The organism is Bacillus cereus group sp. BfR-BA-01309 (genome assembly GCF_022664315.1).
Classification (GTDB): domain Bacteria; phylum Bacillota; class Bacilli; order Bacillales; family Bacillaceae_G; genus Bacillus_A; species Bacillus_A mobilis.
This window is the reverse complement of sequence record NZ_JAKUHE010000009.1, coordinates 132,297-149,549: the sequence shown is the minus strand read 5'-3', so window position 1 is coordinate 149,549 and position 17,253 is coordinate 132,297. Positions and strand designations below refer to the sequence as shown.

Below are 17,253 nucleotides of genomic sequence, written 5' to 3'. Positions count from 1 at the left end.
ATAATACAATTATAGTAGCAAACTAACGTTCGTTATGTAAGTGAAAGGTGGGGTTACATGTCACTTCGATTTGTGATTGGTAGAGCGGGAAGTGGAAAAAGTACACTTTGTTTACACGAAGTGCAAGAAGAGTTAAAGCAGCGCCCAAGAGGGGAAACAATATTATATCTTGTGCCAGAACAGATGACATTCCAAACGCAGCAGGCGTTAATTGGTAGTGAGGATGTTAGAGGTTCTATTCGGGCACAAGTTTTTAGTTTTTCACGGTTAGCGTGGAAGGTACTGCAAGAAGTTGGCGGAGCGAGTCGTCTTCACATTGATGAAGCGGGCGTACATATGCTACTTCGTAAAATTGTAGAGTCTCGTAAAGATGGGTTATCAGTGTTCCAAAAAGCAGCGGAGCAAAACGGTTTCTTTGAACATCTTGGTAGTATGATTGCGGAGTTTAAACGTTACAACGTGACGCCATCTAACGTATATGAAATGTGGCAACAATTAGATGCACATAGTAGCAGTGCCGAACAAAAGCTATTAGCGAATAAAGTGTATGATCTACAACTATTATATGATGATTTCGAACGTGCTTTAATCGGAAAATATTTAGATTCAGAAGACTACCTGCAATTGCTAGTGGAAAAGCTTTCGCAATCTGAATATGTAAATGGGGCTGAAATTTATATAGATGGATTCCATTCGTTCTCACCGCAAGAACTAGAAATTGTAAGACAGCTTATGATTTGCGGAGCGAGAGTTACGATCACGTTAACGATAGATGAAAAAACGTTAGCGCAGCCAGTAAATGAACTAGATTTATTTTATGAAACGACATTAACGTATGAAAAAATAAAGCAAGTGGCGCGTGAAGAGAAGATAGAAATTGAAAAAACGATTCCACTTATGGAACAACCACGTTTTCATTCGCAAGCATTAGCGCATTTAGAAACGCATTATGAAGCGCGTCCGAATGAAAAGTTTCACGGGGAAGCAAGTGTAACGATTCATACAGCAGCGAATTTACGAGCTGAAGTAGAAGGTGTTGCCCGTGAAATTCGTAGACTTGTGGCGGATGAAGACTACCGTTACCGAGATATTGCGGTTCTTCTTCGTAATGGGGAAAGTTATTACGATGTGATGCGAACGTTATTTACAGATTATAATATCCCGCACTTCATCGATGAAAAACGCCCGATGTCACATCATCCGCTAGTAGAATGTATTCGTTCTGCACTAGAGATTATTAGCGGGAATTGGCGTTATGATGCAGTGTTTCGCTGCGTGAAAACAGAGCTTTTATATCCATTAGACGTAAGAAAAGAAACGATGCGCGAAGAGATGGACGAGTTTGAAAACTACTGTTTAGCGTACGGTGTACAAGGAAAGAGATGGACTTCAGAAGATCCGTGGATGTATCGCCGCTATCGATCTCTTGACGATACAGATGGGATGATTACAGACAGTGAACGTGAAATGGAAGAGAAAATAAATCGACTACGCGATGTTGTAAGAACGCCTGTTATTCGTATGCAAAAAAGATTGAAGCGTGCGGGAACAGTTATGCAAATGTGCGAAGCTGTTTACTTATTTTTAGAAGAGCTTGATGTTCCGAAAAAACTAGAAGCATTACGTATTCGTGCAGAAGAGAGCGGAGATTTCTTATTCGCAACAGATCATGAGCAAGTATGGGAAGAAGTAATGAGTCTTTTTGATACGTTCGTTGAAATGCTTGGCGAAGAGAAAATGTCACTTTCTATGTTTACAGACGTTATATCGACAGGTCTTGAGGCACTTCAATTCGCAAACATTCCGCCGTCATTAGACCAAGTGTTAATTGCGAATATCGATCGTTCTAGATTATCAAATGTGAAAGCAACATTTGTGATTGGCGTGAATGAAGGTGTGATTCCGGCAGCACCTATGGATGAAGGGATGCTGTCTGATGAAGAAAGAGATGTTCTTAGTGCTGCAGGTATCGAATTAGCACCAACGACGAGACAAACTTTATTAGAAGAACAGTTCGTTATGTACCAAATGGTAACGAGAGCGACTGAGAAATTATATATTTCTTGTCCGCTAGCAGATGAAGAAGGAAAGACGTTACTTGCGTCTAGCTTTATTAAGAAAATAAAAAGAATGTTCCCTGATGTGAAAGATACATTTATTACGAATGACGTAAATGATTTATCACGTTCGGAACAAATTTCATACGTAGCAACGCCAGAAGTAACGTTGTCATATGTAATGCAGCAACTTCAAACGTGGAAGCGATACGGATTTGAAGGGAATTTAGACTTTTGGTGGGACGTATATAACTTCTACGTTACTTCAGATGAATGGAAGCAAAAAAGTAGCCGCGTATTATCAAGCTTATTCTACCGAAATCGTGCGCAAAAGCTAAGTTCAGTTGTAAGTAGAGATTTATACGGAGACACAATAAAAGGAAGCGTCTCTCGTATGGAACTATTTAACCGTTGCGCATATGCTCATTTCGCGCAGCACGGTTTATCATTAAGAGAGCGTGATATTTTCAAGCTGGATGCACCGGATATTGGCGAGCTATTCCATGCAGCGCTGAAGAGAATTGCAGACAGGCTATTACGTGAAAACCGTACTTGGGCGGATTTATCAATAAAAGAGTGTGAGCATCTTTCTGCTTTAGTAATAGAAGAGATTGCACCGTTATTACAAAGACAAATTTTATTAAGTTCAAACCGTCATTTCTATTTAAAACAAAAACTACAACAAATCATTTTCCGTACGTCAATCATTCTTCGTGAGCACGCGAAATCAAGTGGTTTCGTACCAGTTGATTTAGAAGTGCCATTCGGTATGGGCGGTACAGGATCACTTCCGCCAATGGAATTCTCATTACCAAATGGTGTGAAGATGGAAGTAGTTGGCCGTATTGACCGTGTTGATAAGGCAGAAGATGAAAGTGGTACGTTCCTACGTATTATTGACTATAAATCAAGCTCAAAAGCGTTAGACTTAACGGAAGTGTATTACGGATTGGCACTTCAAATGTTAACGTATTTAGATGTTGTTACTTCAAATGCACATACGTGGATGAAAAAAGGTGGCACGGCTTCACCGGCTGGTGTACTGTACTTCCATATTCATAACCCGATCGTTGAGATGAAAGGTGACGCATCTGAAGCGGAAATTGAGAAAGAAATTTTAAAGAAATTTAAAATGAAAGGACTCGTGCTAGGCGATGCTGATGTTGTTCGTTTAATGGATAACAAACTTTCAACAGGAAGCTCTGATATTATTTCTGCGGGTCTGAAAAAAGACGGTAGCTTTAGTGCTCGTTCGAGCATTGCAAGTGAACAAGAGTTTAACGTATTGCAAAAATACGTACACCATACGTTTGAAAATATCGGAAAAGATATTACAGAAGGTGTTATCGATATTGCTCCTTACAAAAAGGGGAATAAAGCGGCATGTACGTTCTGTAACTTCAAATCTGTTTGTCAGTTCGATGAATCACTTGAAGATAATCAATTCCGTACGCTAAAAGATATGAAAGATAGCGAAGCGATGGAGAAAATTAGAGAGGAGGTTGGCGGAGAATGATTGAAAATTGGCCTGAAAAACCAGAAGGTAGTCAGTGGACAGATGACCAGTGGAAAGCGGTTGTAGCGAACGGACGTGATATTTTAGTCGCAGCAGCAGCTGGATCAGGGAAAACAGCAGTATTAGTTGAACGTATTATTAAAAAGATTATAAGTGAAGAAAATCCAGTCGATGTCGACCGCCTGCTCGTAGTAACATTTACGAATGCAGCGGCGCAAGAGATGAAAAATAGAATTGGGGAAGCGTTAGAAAAAGTATTAATTGATGAGCCAAGCTCTCAGCACGTAAGAAAGCAGCTGAGCTTATTAAATAAAGCATCTATTTCGACGATTCATTCCTTTTGTTTACAAGTAATTAGAGGATACTACTACATGCTTGATGTTGATCCTCGTTTCCGCATTGCGAATCAAACAGAAAATGAATTATTAAAAGAAGAAGTGTTAGATGACATATTAGAAGCAGAGTATGGAATTGAAGATAATACGATATTCTTTGAACTCGTTGATCGTTATACAAGTGATCGTAGTGATGATGACTTACAGCGTATGATTTTAGCGCTTCATACAGAATCAAGAGCGCATCCAAATCCGGAAAAATGGCTCGATAAATTAGTAGAAGCATACGACGTAGAAGGAAAGACAATTGAAGATTTAGTGTATGCTTCTTACTTATTAGAAGATGTGAAATTCCAGCTTGAAACAGCGGAACAGCATATTCGTAAAGCGACTGAACTCGCAATGCTTCCTGACGGCCCGGCGCCTCGCGTTGAAACCCTGCAAGCTGATGCAGTTTTACTTGGAACGTTATCATCAGCTGCTCATGAATCGTGGACAAGTGTGTATGAAGCTATGCAAAACGTATCGTGGCAAACGTTAAAACGTATTAAGAAAAGTGATTACAACGAAGATATTGTAAAACAAGTAGATTCTCTTCGTAATAAAGCGAAAGATGAAGTGAAGAAATTACAAGAAGAGTTATTTAGCCGCAAACCTGAAAGTTTCTTACGAGATTTTCAAGATATGCATCCTGTATTAGAAAAGCTTGTTCAACTTGTAAAAGTATTTACAGAGCGCTTCCAAGCGATGAAGCGAGATAAAGGAATGGTCGATTTCACCGATTTAGAGCATTTCTGTTTACAAATTTTAAGTGAACAAAGTGAAAATGGTGAGATGAAGCCATCAGCAGTAGCGCTTCAATATCGTAATAAATTTGCTGAAGTACTAGTCGATGAATATCAAGATACGAACTTCGTACAGGAATCCATTATTAAATTCGTAACGAAAGATTCTGAGAGTGAAGGGAACTTGTTCATGGTAGGTGACGTGAAGCAGTCGATTTATCGTTTCCGACTAGCAGAACCAGGTTTATTCTTAGGAAAGTATAAACGCTTCACACAAGAAGGATCGGGCGGCGGAATGAAGATCGACTTAGCGAAAAACTTCCGTAGTCGTCATGAAGTGTTAGCAGGTACGAACTTTATTTTCAAACAAATTATGGGTGAAGAAGTCGGAGAAATCGACTACGATGCAGACGCTGAATTAAAGTTAGGTGCTAGCTATCCAGAAGGTGAAGATGTAGCGGCAGAACTACTATGCATTCAGCAAACGGAAGAAGAAGTGCAAGACGGAGAAGAAGGTGCAGAAGTAGAAAAAGCGCAGCTTGAAGCTCGCCTTATGGCACAGCGCATTAAAGCGATGGTTGATTCAGGTTATGAAGTGTATGATCGTAAAACGGATAGTATGCGCCCTGTACAATACCGCGATTTCGTTATTTTACTTCGCTCTATGCCGTGGGCGCCGCAAATTATGGAAGAGTTAAAGCTGCAAGGAATTCCAGTATACGCTGATCTTGCGACTGGTTACTTTGAAGCGACAGAAGTAAATATTATGATGAACGTATTCCGCGTGATTGATAATCCGATGCAAGATATTCCGCTTGCAGCTGTGCTTCGTTCACCAATCGTTGGATTAAATGATGAAGAACTTGCGACGCTCCGTGCTCACGGAAAGAAAGGTTCGTTTTACGAAGTAATGAGCTCATTCTTAAAAGGGGCACCGCTTGAGGAAGAACAAGAACTACATGATAAATTAGAGTGGTTCTATAATTTACTGCAAGGATGGCGTGAATTTGCACGCCAACAGTCACTTTCTGATTTAATTTGGAAAGTATACGGGGAGACAGGTTATTATGACTTTGTCGGTGGTTTACCGGCCGGAAAGCAAAGGCAAGCAAACTTGCGTGTACTTTATGACCGCGCAAGACAATACGAAGCAACATCGTTTAGAGGATTATTCCGCTTCTTACGTTTTATTGAACGTATTTTAGAACGCGGTGATGATATGGGGACGGCGAGAGCTTTAGGTGAACAAGAAGATGTCGTTCGTATTATGACGATTCATAAAAGTAAAGGACTAGAGTTCCCAGTTGTATTCGTAGCGGGGCTTGGTCGTCGTTTTAATACACAAGACTTAATGAAACGTTTCTTACTGCATAAAGACTTCGGTTTCGGTTCACAATTTATCGATCCTCGTAAACGTATTAAATATACGACATTATCGCAACTTGCGATTAAGCGTAAAATGAAAATGGAATTAATTGCGGAAGAAATGCGCGTATTATATGTAGCGTTAACGCGTGCAAAAGAGAAGTTAATTTTAATCGGAACGGTTAAGGATGTAAATAAGGAAATGGAAAAATGGCTTGATGCGAGGGAGCATAGTGAATGGTTATTACCAGATCATATACGTGCCGGAGCGTCATGTTATTTAGACTGGATTGCACCTTCATTATATAGACATCGTGATAGTGAAATGCTTCTTGAATTAGGACAAGGAAGCATTCCGGGTGAAATTTATGACTATGACACGAGTTGGAAAGTCGAAGTTGTAGACGGTAGCACGTTACTTGCGCCAGAACCGGTTCAAGAAGAGAAACAAGAATTACTAGAAGCACTTCGTGAGAAAAAAGCTGTTCCCCTGCAAAGTGAACGAAAAGAAGAAGTGTATGACAGATTAATGTGGAAGTACGGATATGAGGAAGCAACATCTCACCGTGCGAAACAGTCTGTTACAGAAATAAAGAGAAATTATCAATCTGAAGAAGGTAGCGATAACGCCTTTATTAAAAAAATGCGTGCGCCAATTAAAACACGTCCTCGTTTTATGGAGAAAAAAGGATTAACATACGCTGAAAGAGGTACGGCAGTTCATGCTGTCATGCAACATGTTGATTTGAAGAAGCCGATTACAGAAGAAGTGATTCGGGAGCAAATTAGTGGCATGGTTAATAAAGAACTATTAACATTCGAACAAGCCGAAGAAATAGCAATCGAAAAAGTCATTTCATTCTTTGACAGTGATCTAGGTAAAAGGGTATTAGCGGCGAAAAGTGTTGAGCGTGAAGTACCATTTACGATGATGCTTGCAGCAGAAGAAGCATATCAAGATTGGCAAGGGCAGAGCGGGGAATCAATTCTTGTCCAAGGGGTTATCGACTGTATGATTGAAGAGGAAGACGGTATTACTTTAATCGACTTTAAAACAGATACGATTGAAGGGAAGTTCCCAGGCGGATTTGAGCAAGCAAAACAAATTTTAGAAGATCGATACAAAGTACAGCTTTCGTTATATGCAAAGGCACTTGAGAAAAGCTTGCAACATCCTGTGAAAGAGAAATGTTTATACTTCTTTGATGGTAATCATGTTATCGAAATTGAAGAATAGAGGGACTTGAAAATGGCAACGGAAAAAACGTTAAGAACGTGTGAAAAAGGACATGAATACTACAAAAGTAGCGATTGTCCAACTTGCCCGACTTGTGAGAAAGAGAGAACGCCGAAAGAAGGTTTTCTCTCTCTTCTATCAGCACCAGCAAGAAGGGCATTAGAACATCATGGCATTCGTACTGTAGAAGAACTCTCACGATATAGTGAAAAAGAAATTTCGAAACTGCATGGTATGGGACCTGCATCTATGTCGAAGCTTAGAAAGGCTTTGGAGGAGAGCGGATTATCATTTAAATAAAATGAAACAGTAAACAGTGATTTTTTTGATAATCTTGAATGAGATAAAAGAAAAAAGTAGGAGAATATCTCCTACTTTTTTTACGCTGTTCCGATCTGATCTTGATCGGCCACATCAGAATCAAACGTATTTGTTGCACTAACGCCGCTAAAAGTATTCACGACAAATCCAACATTGGAAGCTCCGGATCCATTATAAGCTTTCGTATTCTCTTTCGGAGATACGTTATAAAAATCCCCTAAATTAAAAGAACCATTACTGTTTTGAACGACGAGATTTCCAACAACGGAAGGCATACCATCCACCTACTTTACTAAGCTTTTTAATTACTATATGAATTATGGAGCGGAAGGTTCATCAGTAATATATTGGCGGATTTGCATAATACGAGAGTTATTGAAAGCATAATCAACATTTCCGATTTGAAAGCAACCAGAATTTAAAAGTGTTCGTAATTCAACGTCATTCACTTCAATAAAAGGACATTCATTGACAATGTTTAATTTTACATCTGTCGTTCGTTTTGGGATTGTGACATGTTCATCTGTAAAAATTTCAAATGCATCTAAGCGACCTTCGTCTTTTATATAACAAGGAATTTCCCGGTGGACGGCAAGAGCCCTACTTTTTAACTCCATTTGATTTGCATCTCCAACTTGAAATACGGCAGTAATCCCTAAAGAAATAATAGAAACATTTTGGACAACAGACACATGATGTAACATAATTTCTCAGTCTCCTTAACCTGGAGTAGGAGGGACATCTGTTACTAACGGTACAAACGGACCCTCTGTTACAGTTTCAAATGGTGTATCAAGAATAGAAGATAGAATGAGGAGATTCGCATCCCCAATTAAAAAGAGTGCAGATGACGATACACCGTTCATTTTAATCTGTCCGACTTTTAATTCACGATTTACAACGTTAAGATTCATACATACTTACTCCTTTCGGAAATTGCCCGGTATGTGTTGAATAAAAGAGAGGAAGGCTTTGTCGATATCATGTTTCATTGCTTGAATAATGATATCTCGTAAATAGTCTGGATCTGTTGAAATCCCTTCATATGATTGCGCTTGTGTTAAATAATAAGGAAGTCTATGCTCCATCTGTTTTTTTATGTCATCAACCATCATTTGTCGATACATTTCATCGAGCGGCGTTCTCTCTTCTTGTTCAAAATGGAGAATCCGATTATATGCTTCTTCATCTAAGTAACGATGCATTTCTTGAAGAATCCCTTGGTAAAAGTCTGGATTTGTGTCAGTCTCAGGGTTGACCTTCAAAGTTTCTGTATCTACTTGGAAATCTTCAATTTGCTGTCCTTTTGCTGAAAATGGGTTTAAACCAATATTTAAAGTGCCATTTAAGTTTTCTACTTTTAATTGATCGAATTTGTATTCCACTTTTCCTACAGAAGAGGAGGGGCGATTTTTTAATTCGTTAAGCTCTTCTTGGAGTTGACGCACTTGTTCTTCTAAATTCAGGATGGCTGCTTGCTGTGTTTGAAGAGCTTGCTGAAGTTGGTGTAAGTAAGTATATATATCTTGATTCATTTGTGAAACCTCCTTTTCAATAGGGAGGGTAAATATATTCCTGCTATATATTTATGACAAGGATGTCTTAAGAAGAACTAGTTGATGGTTTGATAGAAATAATTTGTCCTTTCGCCTGTAATGGGCGAAGGGGTTCTGTAAATCCGCCAGTATTTGAGAACTTAGATAGAGCTTTAATACTTCCAGCAGTACCGATTTGAAATACAGAAGAGGTTGTAATGCTATCAATTTTAATGCTGTTAATGATGATGCTTTGGTTTACGTAAAAATTCAATGCAATCGCCTCCTCTAAGTTGAACCAATTATCGCTTGATCAATTACATCGGAGTCATTAACAGTCGTTGCGCTTTGATAATTGTAGACAGAAACGTTATCTCCAACATTAAAAGAGCCGGCCCCGGCGAAAGCGCGTGAATAACTAATAGGCCTAATTGCAAATACATCTCCAATATGAAAAATACCACTTGATCCAATATTGACGATACGAATATGTCCGACCATAGCTGGCATACAAAACACCTTTCGTTTTTAAAATTTTCTTTTCTACTATTGTATGGGCGTTTTCAATAAAATGTGTGTTTTTTTGAAATAAAAGAAACACACGCGTTATTGCGTGTGTGTATCGAGTGTTTGATTAGGGTGAAAATCCGTATGTACATGCCAAATTGCATTTAAGAGCCTGTCCAGTTCTTGGCTACAATCCACTGTTTTTTGAGAAGTCATTCCATAGCGTTCAGCAAAATAAATCATTTTTTCACGTTTTTTTTCAATCGCTTGCTCAAACATTGAAATCGGCTCCATCTCTAAATGAAATTTTTAGTATATATGTAGTACATATTATACAAAAATCCCATAAAAAAGAAATACTTTCGCTAAAAAAAGTAAATTTTCTACATTTTATGTCAAATGTAAAGGAGTAACGAATAGGATAGGGGAAGAATATTGTAAAAATTAGCGTGCATGAGAAGGTTTTTTTCTTACGGATGCGAATACAATTAAAGGGTATGAGTTTTAGGATGGAGAGTGGAAATATTGCGTTTGGTAACGGCAAAAAAAGATGAAAAGGTATTTGTAGGTATTGTGGATGAAGAAGAAAAAAAGGTATTGCACTTAAGAGAAGCGCAAAGGCAAAAGGGGGAAAAGGTTACAATCCCCATTACAATGCTAGAGTATATTGAAAGAGGGACCACATGCTTTGAGAAAGTATGTGAAATTGTAAATTGGGCAAAAGAGCATGGGGAAACCGCGTATTATCCGTTAACTGAGGTGAAAATATTAGCACCGATTCCAAGGCCAAGGAAGAATATTCTTTGCGTTGGAAAAAACTATCGTGAGCATGCGATAGAAATGGGCGGAGTAGAATCCATTCCGGAAAATATAATGATCTTTACGAAAGCGCCAACGACAGTTATTGGCATGGATGAAAAAATTAATAGTCATCCCCACGCAACGAATGAACTAGACTATGAAGGAGAACTAGCTATCATCATCGGTAAGCGAGGGAAGCAAATAAAAAAAGAAAAAGCGCTTGAGCATGTGTTTGGTTACACCATTATAAATGATATAACTGCTCGCGACATTCAAAGGAAGCATAAACAATTTTTCCTTGGAAAAAGTTTCGATACATTTTGTCCGATGGGACCGTATTTAATTCATAAATCAATGATTGAAACGCCAAATGCGTTACACATTGAAACGGTAGTAAACGGAGAAGTAAGGCAAACTTCAAATACAAATAAAATGATTTTTTCAATAGAAGAAATTATTTCAACGATAAGTAAAGGCATGACGTTAGAACCAGGAGATATTATCGCAACAGGAACGCCGGCTGGAGTCGGAAAAGGTTTAACACCACCGAAGTTTTTACATGCTGGTGATGAAGTTGTCATTACAGTAGAAGGCATTGGTACTTTGCGAAATGTAGTGAAATGAAAAAAGAGCTATCTTATCGAAGATAGCTCTTTTTTATGGTCTTGGGTTATAGAGGTAATCAATAATAGAAAAAATGTAAAGACCAATGAATGCAAGTGTACAAATGCCAAATAGTATAACGGTAAGTGCACTTTTTTCTCGTCCAAAACCAATGATGGTAAGAATAACAGCAGTCCAAAATGATGCTTTCAGTAGTGTGAATGTAGTAGAAGTTGAGTAGTTAATAAGCAATGTTGTGGAAAGTAGGAAGCCAAAGAATGTAACTAAAATAAAAGATGTAGCCAAATAGTTAATATGTTTGCCGTACCTTAATAACATATCGAATCTCCTTTACAATTTTAAAAGGCAGAAAATTACAACTTTATTTTAGTATAAATCAATATAAAAAGAAAGAGGTTGTCCCAACATGTAGGACAACCTCTCTATTATTACGATAATACCGCTTTAATTTTTTGGAATGCCCACTCTAAATCTTCTTCAGAGATTACTAGAGGTGGTGCGATACGAATTACATTTTCGTGTGTTTCTTTACATAATAGACCAGCTGCTTTTAGTTGTTCACAGTAAGGACGAGCTGGCTCGTTTAATTCGATACCGATGAATAACCCTTTACCACGAACTTCAGTGATCATTGGGTTATCAATCTCTTTTAATTGCCCAACTAATTTTTTACCTAATTGAAGAGAACGCTCTGTTAATTTTTCTTCTTCTAACACTTCAAGAGCTGCGATAGAAACAGCACATGCAAGTGGGTTACCACCGAATGTAGAACCGTGAGAACCTGGCTCGAATACGCCTAAAATGTCGCGGTTTGCTGCTACGCAAGAGATTGGGAATACGCCGCCGCCAAGTGCTTTACCAAGTATGTACATGTCAGGAGTTACATTGTCCCAATCACAAGCAAATACTTTACCAGTACGGCCTAAACCTGTTTGGATTTCATCTGCTACAAATAAAACGTTTTCTTTTTTACATACTTCAAGAGCTTCTTTTAAGTAACCAGCTGGTGGGATGTTAATTCCTGCTTCACCTTGGATTGGCTCTAAAATGAATGCAGCTGTATTTGGCGTAATAGCAGCTTTTAACGCTTCTAAATCACCGTAAGGAATTACGATAATGCCAGGAAGCATTGGACCGAATCCACGCTTGTACTCTTCGTTTGAAGACATAGAAACAGCACCCATTGTACGGCCGTGGAAGTTATCTTCGCAAACGATAATTTCAGCACGGTTTGCTTCTACTTTCTTCACATCATAAGCCCAGCGGCGAGCTGTTTTAATTGCAGTTTCAACAGCTTCTGCACCTGTATTCATTGGAAGTACCATTTCTTTATTAGTTAGTTTCGCAACTTTTTCGTACCAAGGACCTAATTGATCGCTATGGAAAGCACGAGAAGTTAACGTAACACGATTAGCTTGGTCAATTAAAGCGTTAATAATTTTTGGGTGACGATGACCTTGGTTTACTGCAGAATATGCACTTAATAAGTCCATATAGCGGTTTCCTTCAGGATCTTCTACCCAAACGCCTTCTGCTTTAGAAATAACGATTGGAAGTGGGTGATAGTTATTTGCCCCGTATGTGTCTGTAAGTTCGATAATATCCTTAGTTTGAATCATGATTGTTCCCCCTTTTGTTATTACAAGAAGTTTGTAAATACTCTAAATATTATAGCATTTAAATGTAAAAAAGCGAAACATTTCCTGAAAATAAATGAACATGTTATCATATAGAGTGAAAAAGTGTGAAAAGAGGAGGTAAGGGATACGATGGTACATATGCATATTACAGCATGGGCGTTAGGTTTAATTTTATTCTTCGTTGCGTATTCACTTTATTCAGCAGGGAGAAAAGGTAAGGGTGTACATATGGGGCTTCGTCTAGTGTATATCTTCATTATTGTGACAGGATTCATGTTGTACATGAGTATTGTGAAGACAGCAACAGGTAGCATGCACATGTGGTACGGCATGAAAATGTTAGCTGGTATTTTAGTTATCGGTGGAATGGAAATGGTTCTTGTAAAAATGAGCAAAAACAAACCAACAGGGGCGGTTTGGGGCTTATTTATTGTTGCGTTAGTAGCGGTAATATACTTAGGACTAAAATTACCACTTGGCTGGTACGTATTTAAATAAAAATAAAACCACCTTATAATCTCAAATATTTGGGAGATAAGGTGGTTTTTTTATTTTATGTCGCATCGATATGCAACTCTTCTCCGTTTGCTTTCGTAAAACGAAACATGTTTTTATTTGACGTAGCGTGACGAACGAAATGGTGCTGCAGTGTACAAATCATCTCTTCGTTATCGAACAAAAGAATATTTACTCCTTCGCGCGTTTCCTCTTTCGGTAAGAAAGATAAATAATTATGACAATACATGCAATCATATAAAGAGTAATGAAGTGATTGCAATGATTCGGTTAATAACGTAAAGACAGAGTCAGGTAATTCCTCAAGCCATTCCGTATAGCTAAGAAGTAATTTCTTTCGAATTCTTATCATTTCCCCGTTTTGCAGGTGGTGCTGTTCGTTTGCGATTTGTAATACATCTTGTTCGTAGAAACGAGCTGGTAGCCAGTTGTTGTTATATAAAATCTCAAAGCCATCTTCGGCAATATCTTCTAATAAAAATGCTTCATCATTTTCATCATCAAAGAATACCCATTCATTGTTTATATATTCTACATTACCGACTGTATGAGCGCGAGGTTGGTTATATAAAATATGGTTACGTTGTATCATACACGATTTCTCCTTTATGAAAAGTAGTTATTTCTGTTATAGACAGTTCGTGCATTCTTTATAACTAGACACATCTAGACATAGGTGGGCATACAATAAAACACGTTTTACTGAGTGAAAATGCTATTCCATATGTGGATAGTAGGTTATCGTCAAGTTTTTCGTTTTTTGATCCGCACCTTGTAGGGTGGGGATTACTGCTCGTTTAGGAAAAGAAATAGGATGGAAGGATGATTTATATGTGCGGGATTACAGGATGGGTGGATTATAAACGCTCATTAGAAGGAGAACGGGACGTCGTTACGAAAATGGCTGAGACGTTAGCAAAACGTGGCCCAGATGATAATAAAGTTTGGATTAAAGGCAATGTCGCATTTGGGCATAAACGGTTAATCGTTGTGGACCCTGAGGGCGGGAAACAACCGATGACTTGTTTAAAAGATGAAACGAATTATGCAATTTGTTATAACGGTGAACTGTATAACACAGAGGATATTCGAAAGGAATTATTAAGAAGAGGATATACGTTCAAAGGGCATTCTGATACGGAGGTACTATTAGCGTCGTATATGGAATGGAAAGAAGAATGTGTCGATCATTTAAACGGTATATATGCGTTTGCCGTATGGGATGAACAGAAAGAACAAGTATTTATTGCGCGAGATCGATTAGGTGTAAAACCGCTATTTTATAAATATGATAGTGGGCGATTACTATTTGGTTCAGAGTTAAAAGCGATATTAGCTCATCCTGATGTGAAGGCAGAAGTAACGTTAGAAGGATTATCCGAAATATTCGGCCTTGGACCATCTAGAACACCTGGTCACGGTATTTATGCTGGTATAAAAGAATTACGTCCAGGTCATGCGATGACATTTTCAAAGAACGGTTTATGTATATGGAGATATTGGAATGTAGAAAGTAAAAAACATGAAGACTCCTTTGAAGAAACAGTAGAGAAAACGCGCTTTTTATTACAAGATGCGATTACAAGGCAGCTCGTTTCTGATGTACCACTATGCACTTTTCTATCAGGTGGTGTAGATTCGAGCGCGATTACAGCAATTGCTGCGAAAGAATATGCAAGGTCAGGAAAAGGGCAATTACACACATATTCTGTTGATTATGAAGATAATGATAAATACTTTAAAGCGAATGCATTCCAACCAAATTCAGATGCGCCATTTATTCATTTAATGACGGATACGTTTGAAACGATTCACCATCGCTGCGTCATTTCAAATGAACAATTAGCGCAGTATTTAACAGAAGCTGTACTCGTTCGTGATTTGCCTGGTATGGCAGATATCGATTCGTCATTATTATGGTTTTGCCGTGAAATTAAACAAGATTTTGTCGTCGGTTTATCTGGGGAATGCGCAGACGAAATATTTGGTGGTTATCCGTGGTTTTATAGAGAAGATGATTTACAATCGAGTGCCTTTCCGTGGATGCGCTCTACAGAAGCACGTGAACAACTGCTAAAGAAAGAATGGAGAAATAAATTAAATTTACAACAATATGTGCAGCAGCGTTATGAAGAATCCATTCAAGAAGTTCCTATTTTAGAAGGAGAAAGCCCAATTGAAGCAAAGAGACGACAACTATTTTACTTGAACATGGTATGGTTTATGACAACATTATTAGACAGAAAAGACCGTATGAGTATGGGGGCAAGCTTAGAAGTACGTGTTCCGTTTGCGGACCACCGACTTGTCGAATATGCGTGGAATATTCCTTGGGAAATGAAAATGTATAAAAACCGCGAAAAAGGTCTATTGCGTAAAGCGTTAGAAGGGTTACTTCCAAATGACATCTTATATAGAAAGAAGAGTCCATATCCGAAAACGCATAATCCGCACTATACGAAAGCTGTAACAGTATGGCTACAAGATTTATTAACGGATAAAGGATCAATTTTGCACGAGTTATTTGATAAAGAGCAATTGAGCGGCTTGATTGAGTCAGGCGGCAGTGCATTTCAATCGCCTTGGTTCGGTCAATTAATGACGGGGCCTCAGCTTTTAGCTCATTTAGCGCAAATTCACGTTTGGTTTAAAGAGTATGGGGTAAACATTAAGGAATAGAAGAAAAGCGACTTACTTTTATGTAAGTCGCTTTTTATTAAATAAAGTGTCAAATAAAATTCGAAATTATATTAGAAATAATACTTATTTAGAATCATTATTTTGACGTACTTATTATTAGTTGTTATAATTGGAAACAAATGTTCTTGAAAAAGATTCTCATTTATCCCGCTTTAATGGGCAGTAAGACCCCCACCTCAAAATTCAGCGAAAGCAAAGAATTTAGGTGGGGGATCAACTGCCCATAAAAGTCCGATTGGTGAGGGTTAATAATCAGTGGGGGAGGAAGAACCCCCACTGATTAAAGTTTCACTTTATAAAAGTGAGGTGTTATATAGATGACAAAGAAAAAAATAGGTTTACTCGTAATGGCGTATGGAACGCCCGAATCATTAGATGATGTAGAAGCGTACTATACACATATTCGCCACGGGCGTAAACCTTCAGAAGAAGCACTCCAAGACTTAATCGGGCGCTATAAAGCGATTGGCGGAATTTCGCCACTTGCAAAAATTACGAAAGAGCAAGCGCATAAATTAACAGATTCAATGAATAATATATTTACAGAGTATGAATTTACTTGTTACTTAGGATTAAAACATATAGCTCCATTTATAGAAGATGCAGTAGAAGAGATGAAGAAAGATGGAATTGAGCAGGCGATTAGTATCGTATTAGCACCGCATTATTCTACATTTAGCATTAAAGCATATAATGACCGTGCTATTCGTCTTTCGGAAGAAATCGGTGGTCCTGTTATTGAACCAATTGAACAATGGTACGATGAACCGAAATTTATTTCGTATTGGGCAGAGCAAATAAAAGAAACATGTATAAAGATTGAAAACAAAGAGAAAGCTGTCGTAATCTTTTCAGCACATAGTTTACCAGAGAAAATTATTGCAGCAGGAGACCCTTATGTGGAGCAATTGCAACATACAGCGGATTTAATCGCAGCAGCTGCAAATATTCAACACTATACAATTGGTTGGCAAAGTGCCGGAAATACACCGGATCCATGGATTGGACCGGATGTACAAGATTTAACGAGAGATTTATTTGAAGAGCATGGATATGAATCTTTCATATATTGTCCAGTCGGCTTTGTGGCAGAACATTTAGAAGTTTTATATGACAACGATTATGAATGTAAAGTTGTAACTGATGAATTAAACGTAGCATATTTTAGACCAAATATGCCAAACTCACAATCTGTATTTATCGATTGCTTAGCTGAAATTGTTTCTAAGAAAATGAAGGAAATAGTTGACAAGAACTTAGTTTTGAATAATAATTAATTTATAATAATTTTAAATAAATAATAATTCCTAAAAG

General features: G+C 38.1%; 17 protein-coding genes. 7 read left to right on the top strand and 10 right to left on the bottom strand.

Annotation, left to right across the window (positions count from 1 at the left end; translation table 11 throughout):
- Positions 1–57 precede the first annotated feature (57 nt).
- From addB to MR115_RS18335, 3 genes are read left to right on the top strand one after another with little or no spacing between them, the layout of a single operon-like run.
- Entirely contained in the window at positions 58–3,573 is a 3,516-nt protein-coding gene (gene addB / locus MR115_RS18345) for a helicase-exonuclease AddAB subunit AddB (RefSeq protein WP_242242231.1), read from the top strand.
- Complete coding sequence (gene addA, locus MR115_RS18340) at positions 3,570–7,295, top strand: helicase-exonuclease AddAB subunit AddA (RefSeq protein ID WP_242242230.1); 3,726 nt, start codon at positions 3,570–3,572, stop codon at positions 7,293–7,295. The genes addB and addA overlap by 4 nt, the downstream gene beginning before the upstream one ends.
- 12 nt (positions 7,296–7,307) lie before the next feature.
- The gene (locus MR115_RS18335; RefSeq protein WP_242242229.1) at positions 7,308–7,595 is read left to right on the top strand and encodes an RNA polymerase alpha subunit C-terminal domain-containing protein; all 288 of its coding nucleotides are present in this window, start codon (positions 7,308–7,310) and stop codon (positions 7,593–7,595) included.
- Between the two features lie 80 nt (positions 7,596–7,675).
- On the opposite strand, the gene gerPF is transcribed toward MR115_RS18335, so the two are convergent.
- The 7 genes from gerPF to MR115_RS18300 form a co-directional block, all read right to left on the bottom strand.
- Entirely contained in the window at positions 7,676–7,891 is a 216-nt protein-coding gene (gerPF, locus tag MR115_RS18330) for a spore germination protein GerPF (protein ID WP_001141570.1), read from the bottom strand.
- Positions 7,892–7,933: 42 nt separating this feature from the next.
- Entirely contained in the window at positions 7,934–8,320 is a 387-nt protein-coding gene (locus MR115_RS18325; protein WP_098884175.1) for a spore germination protein GerPE, read from the bottom strand.
- 15 nt (positions 8,321–8,335) lie between these two features.
- Positions 8,336–8,530, bottom strand: a complete 195-nt coding sequence (gerPD, locus tag MR115_RS18320; RefSeq protein WP_001052807.1) for a spore germination protein GerPD — start codon at positions 8,528–8,530, stop codon at positions 8,336–8,338.
- A gap of 6 nt (positions 8,531–8,536) precedes the next feature.
- The gene (gerPC, locus tag MR115_RS18315; RefSeq protein WP_063263235.1) at positions 8,537–9,151 is read right to left on the bottom strand and encodes a spore germination protein GerPC; all 615 of its coding nucleotides are present in this window, start codon (positions 9,149–9,151) and stop codon (positions 8,537–8,539) included.
- A 67-nt stretch (positions 9,152–9,218) separates the two neighbouring features.
- Complete coding sequence (gerPB, locus tag MR115_RS18310) at positions 9,219–9,425, bottom strand: spore germination protein GerPB (protein ID WP_001012508.1); 207 nt, start codon at positions 9,423–9,425, stop codon at positions 9,219–9,221.
- A gap of 14 nt (positions 9,426–9,439) precedes the next feature.
- Positions 9,440–9,661 carry a spore germination protein GerPA gene (gene gerPA / locus MR115_RS18305; RefSeq protein WP_001111187.1) on the bottom strand — a complete coding sequence of 74 codons (222 nt, stop codon included), beginning with the start codon at positions 9,659–9,661 and terminating at the stop codon, positions 9,440–9,442.
- 96 nt (positions 9,662–9,757) lie between these two features.
- Entirely contained in the window at positions 9,758–9,937 is a 180-nt protein-coding gene (locus MR115_RS18300; protein ID WP_000462840.1) for an aspartyl-phosphate phosphatase Spo0E family protein, read from the bottom strand.
- A 246-nt stretch (positions 9,938–10,183) separates the two neighbouring features.
- Here MR115_RS18300 and MR115_RS18295 point away from each other — a divergent pair, with 246 nt between their 5' ends.
- Positions 10,184–11,083, top strand: coding sequence for a fumarylacetoacetate hydrolase family protein (locus MR115_RS18295; protein WP_242242228.1), 900 nt, complete (start codon positions 10,184–10,186; stop codon positions 11,081–11,083).
- Positions 11,084–11,116: 33 nt separating this feature from the next.
- Here the strand turns inward: MR115_RS18295 and MR115_RS18290 are convergent, their stop codons facing one another.
- Together MR115_RS18290 and rocD are read right to left on the bottom strand one after the other, a co-directional pair.
- Positions 11,117–11,401 (bottom strand): hypothetical protein, encoded by a 285-nt coding sequence (locus MR115_RS18290; RefSeq protein ID WP_060629921.1) that lies wholly within the window; start codon positions 11,399–11,401, stop codon positions 11,117–11,119.
- A 110-nt stretch (positions 11,402–11,511) separates the two neighbouring features.
- Complete coding sequence (gene rocD / locus MR115_RS18285) at positions 11,512–12,702, bottom strand: ornithine aminotransferase (protein ID WP_242242227.1); 1,191 nt, start codon at positions 12,700–12,702, stop codon at positions 11,512–11,514.
- 150 nt (positions 12,703–12,852) lie between these two features.
- On the opposite strand from rocD, the gene MR115_RS18280 reads away from it, so the two are divergent.
- Entirely contained in the window at positions 12,853–13,221 is a 369-nt protein-coding gene (locus MR115_RS18280; protein ID WP_061676282.1) for a YisL family protein, read from the top strand.
- 55 nt (positions 13,222–13,276) lie between these two features.
- Here MR115_RS18280 and MR115_RS18275 read toward each other — a convergent pair whose 3' ends face one another.
- On the bottom strand, positions 13,277–13,831 hold the full coding sequence (locus MR115_RS18275) for a DUF2777 domain-containing protein (RefSeq protein WP_088028979.1): 555 nt from the start codon (positions 13,829–13,831) through the stop codon (positions 13,277–13,279).
- Between the two features lie 239 nt (positions 13,832–14,070).
- On the opposite strand from MR115_RS18275, the gene asnB reads away from it, so the two are divergent.
- Entirely contained in the window at positions 14,071–15,918 is a 1,848-nt protein-coding gene (asnB, locus tag MR115_RS18270) for an asparagine synthase (glutamine-hydrolyzing) (protein WP_097816576.1), read from the top strand.
- A gap of 338 nt (positions 15,919–16,256) precedes the next feature.
- Positions 16,257–17,216, top strand: a complete 960-nt coding sequence (gene hemH / locus MR115_RS18265; RefSeq protein ID WP_242242226.1) for a ferrochelatase — start codon at positions 16,257–16,259, stop codon at positions 17,214–17,216.
- Positions 17,217–17,253: the final 37 nt, after the last annotated feature.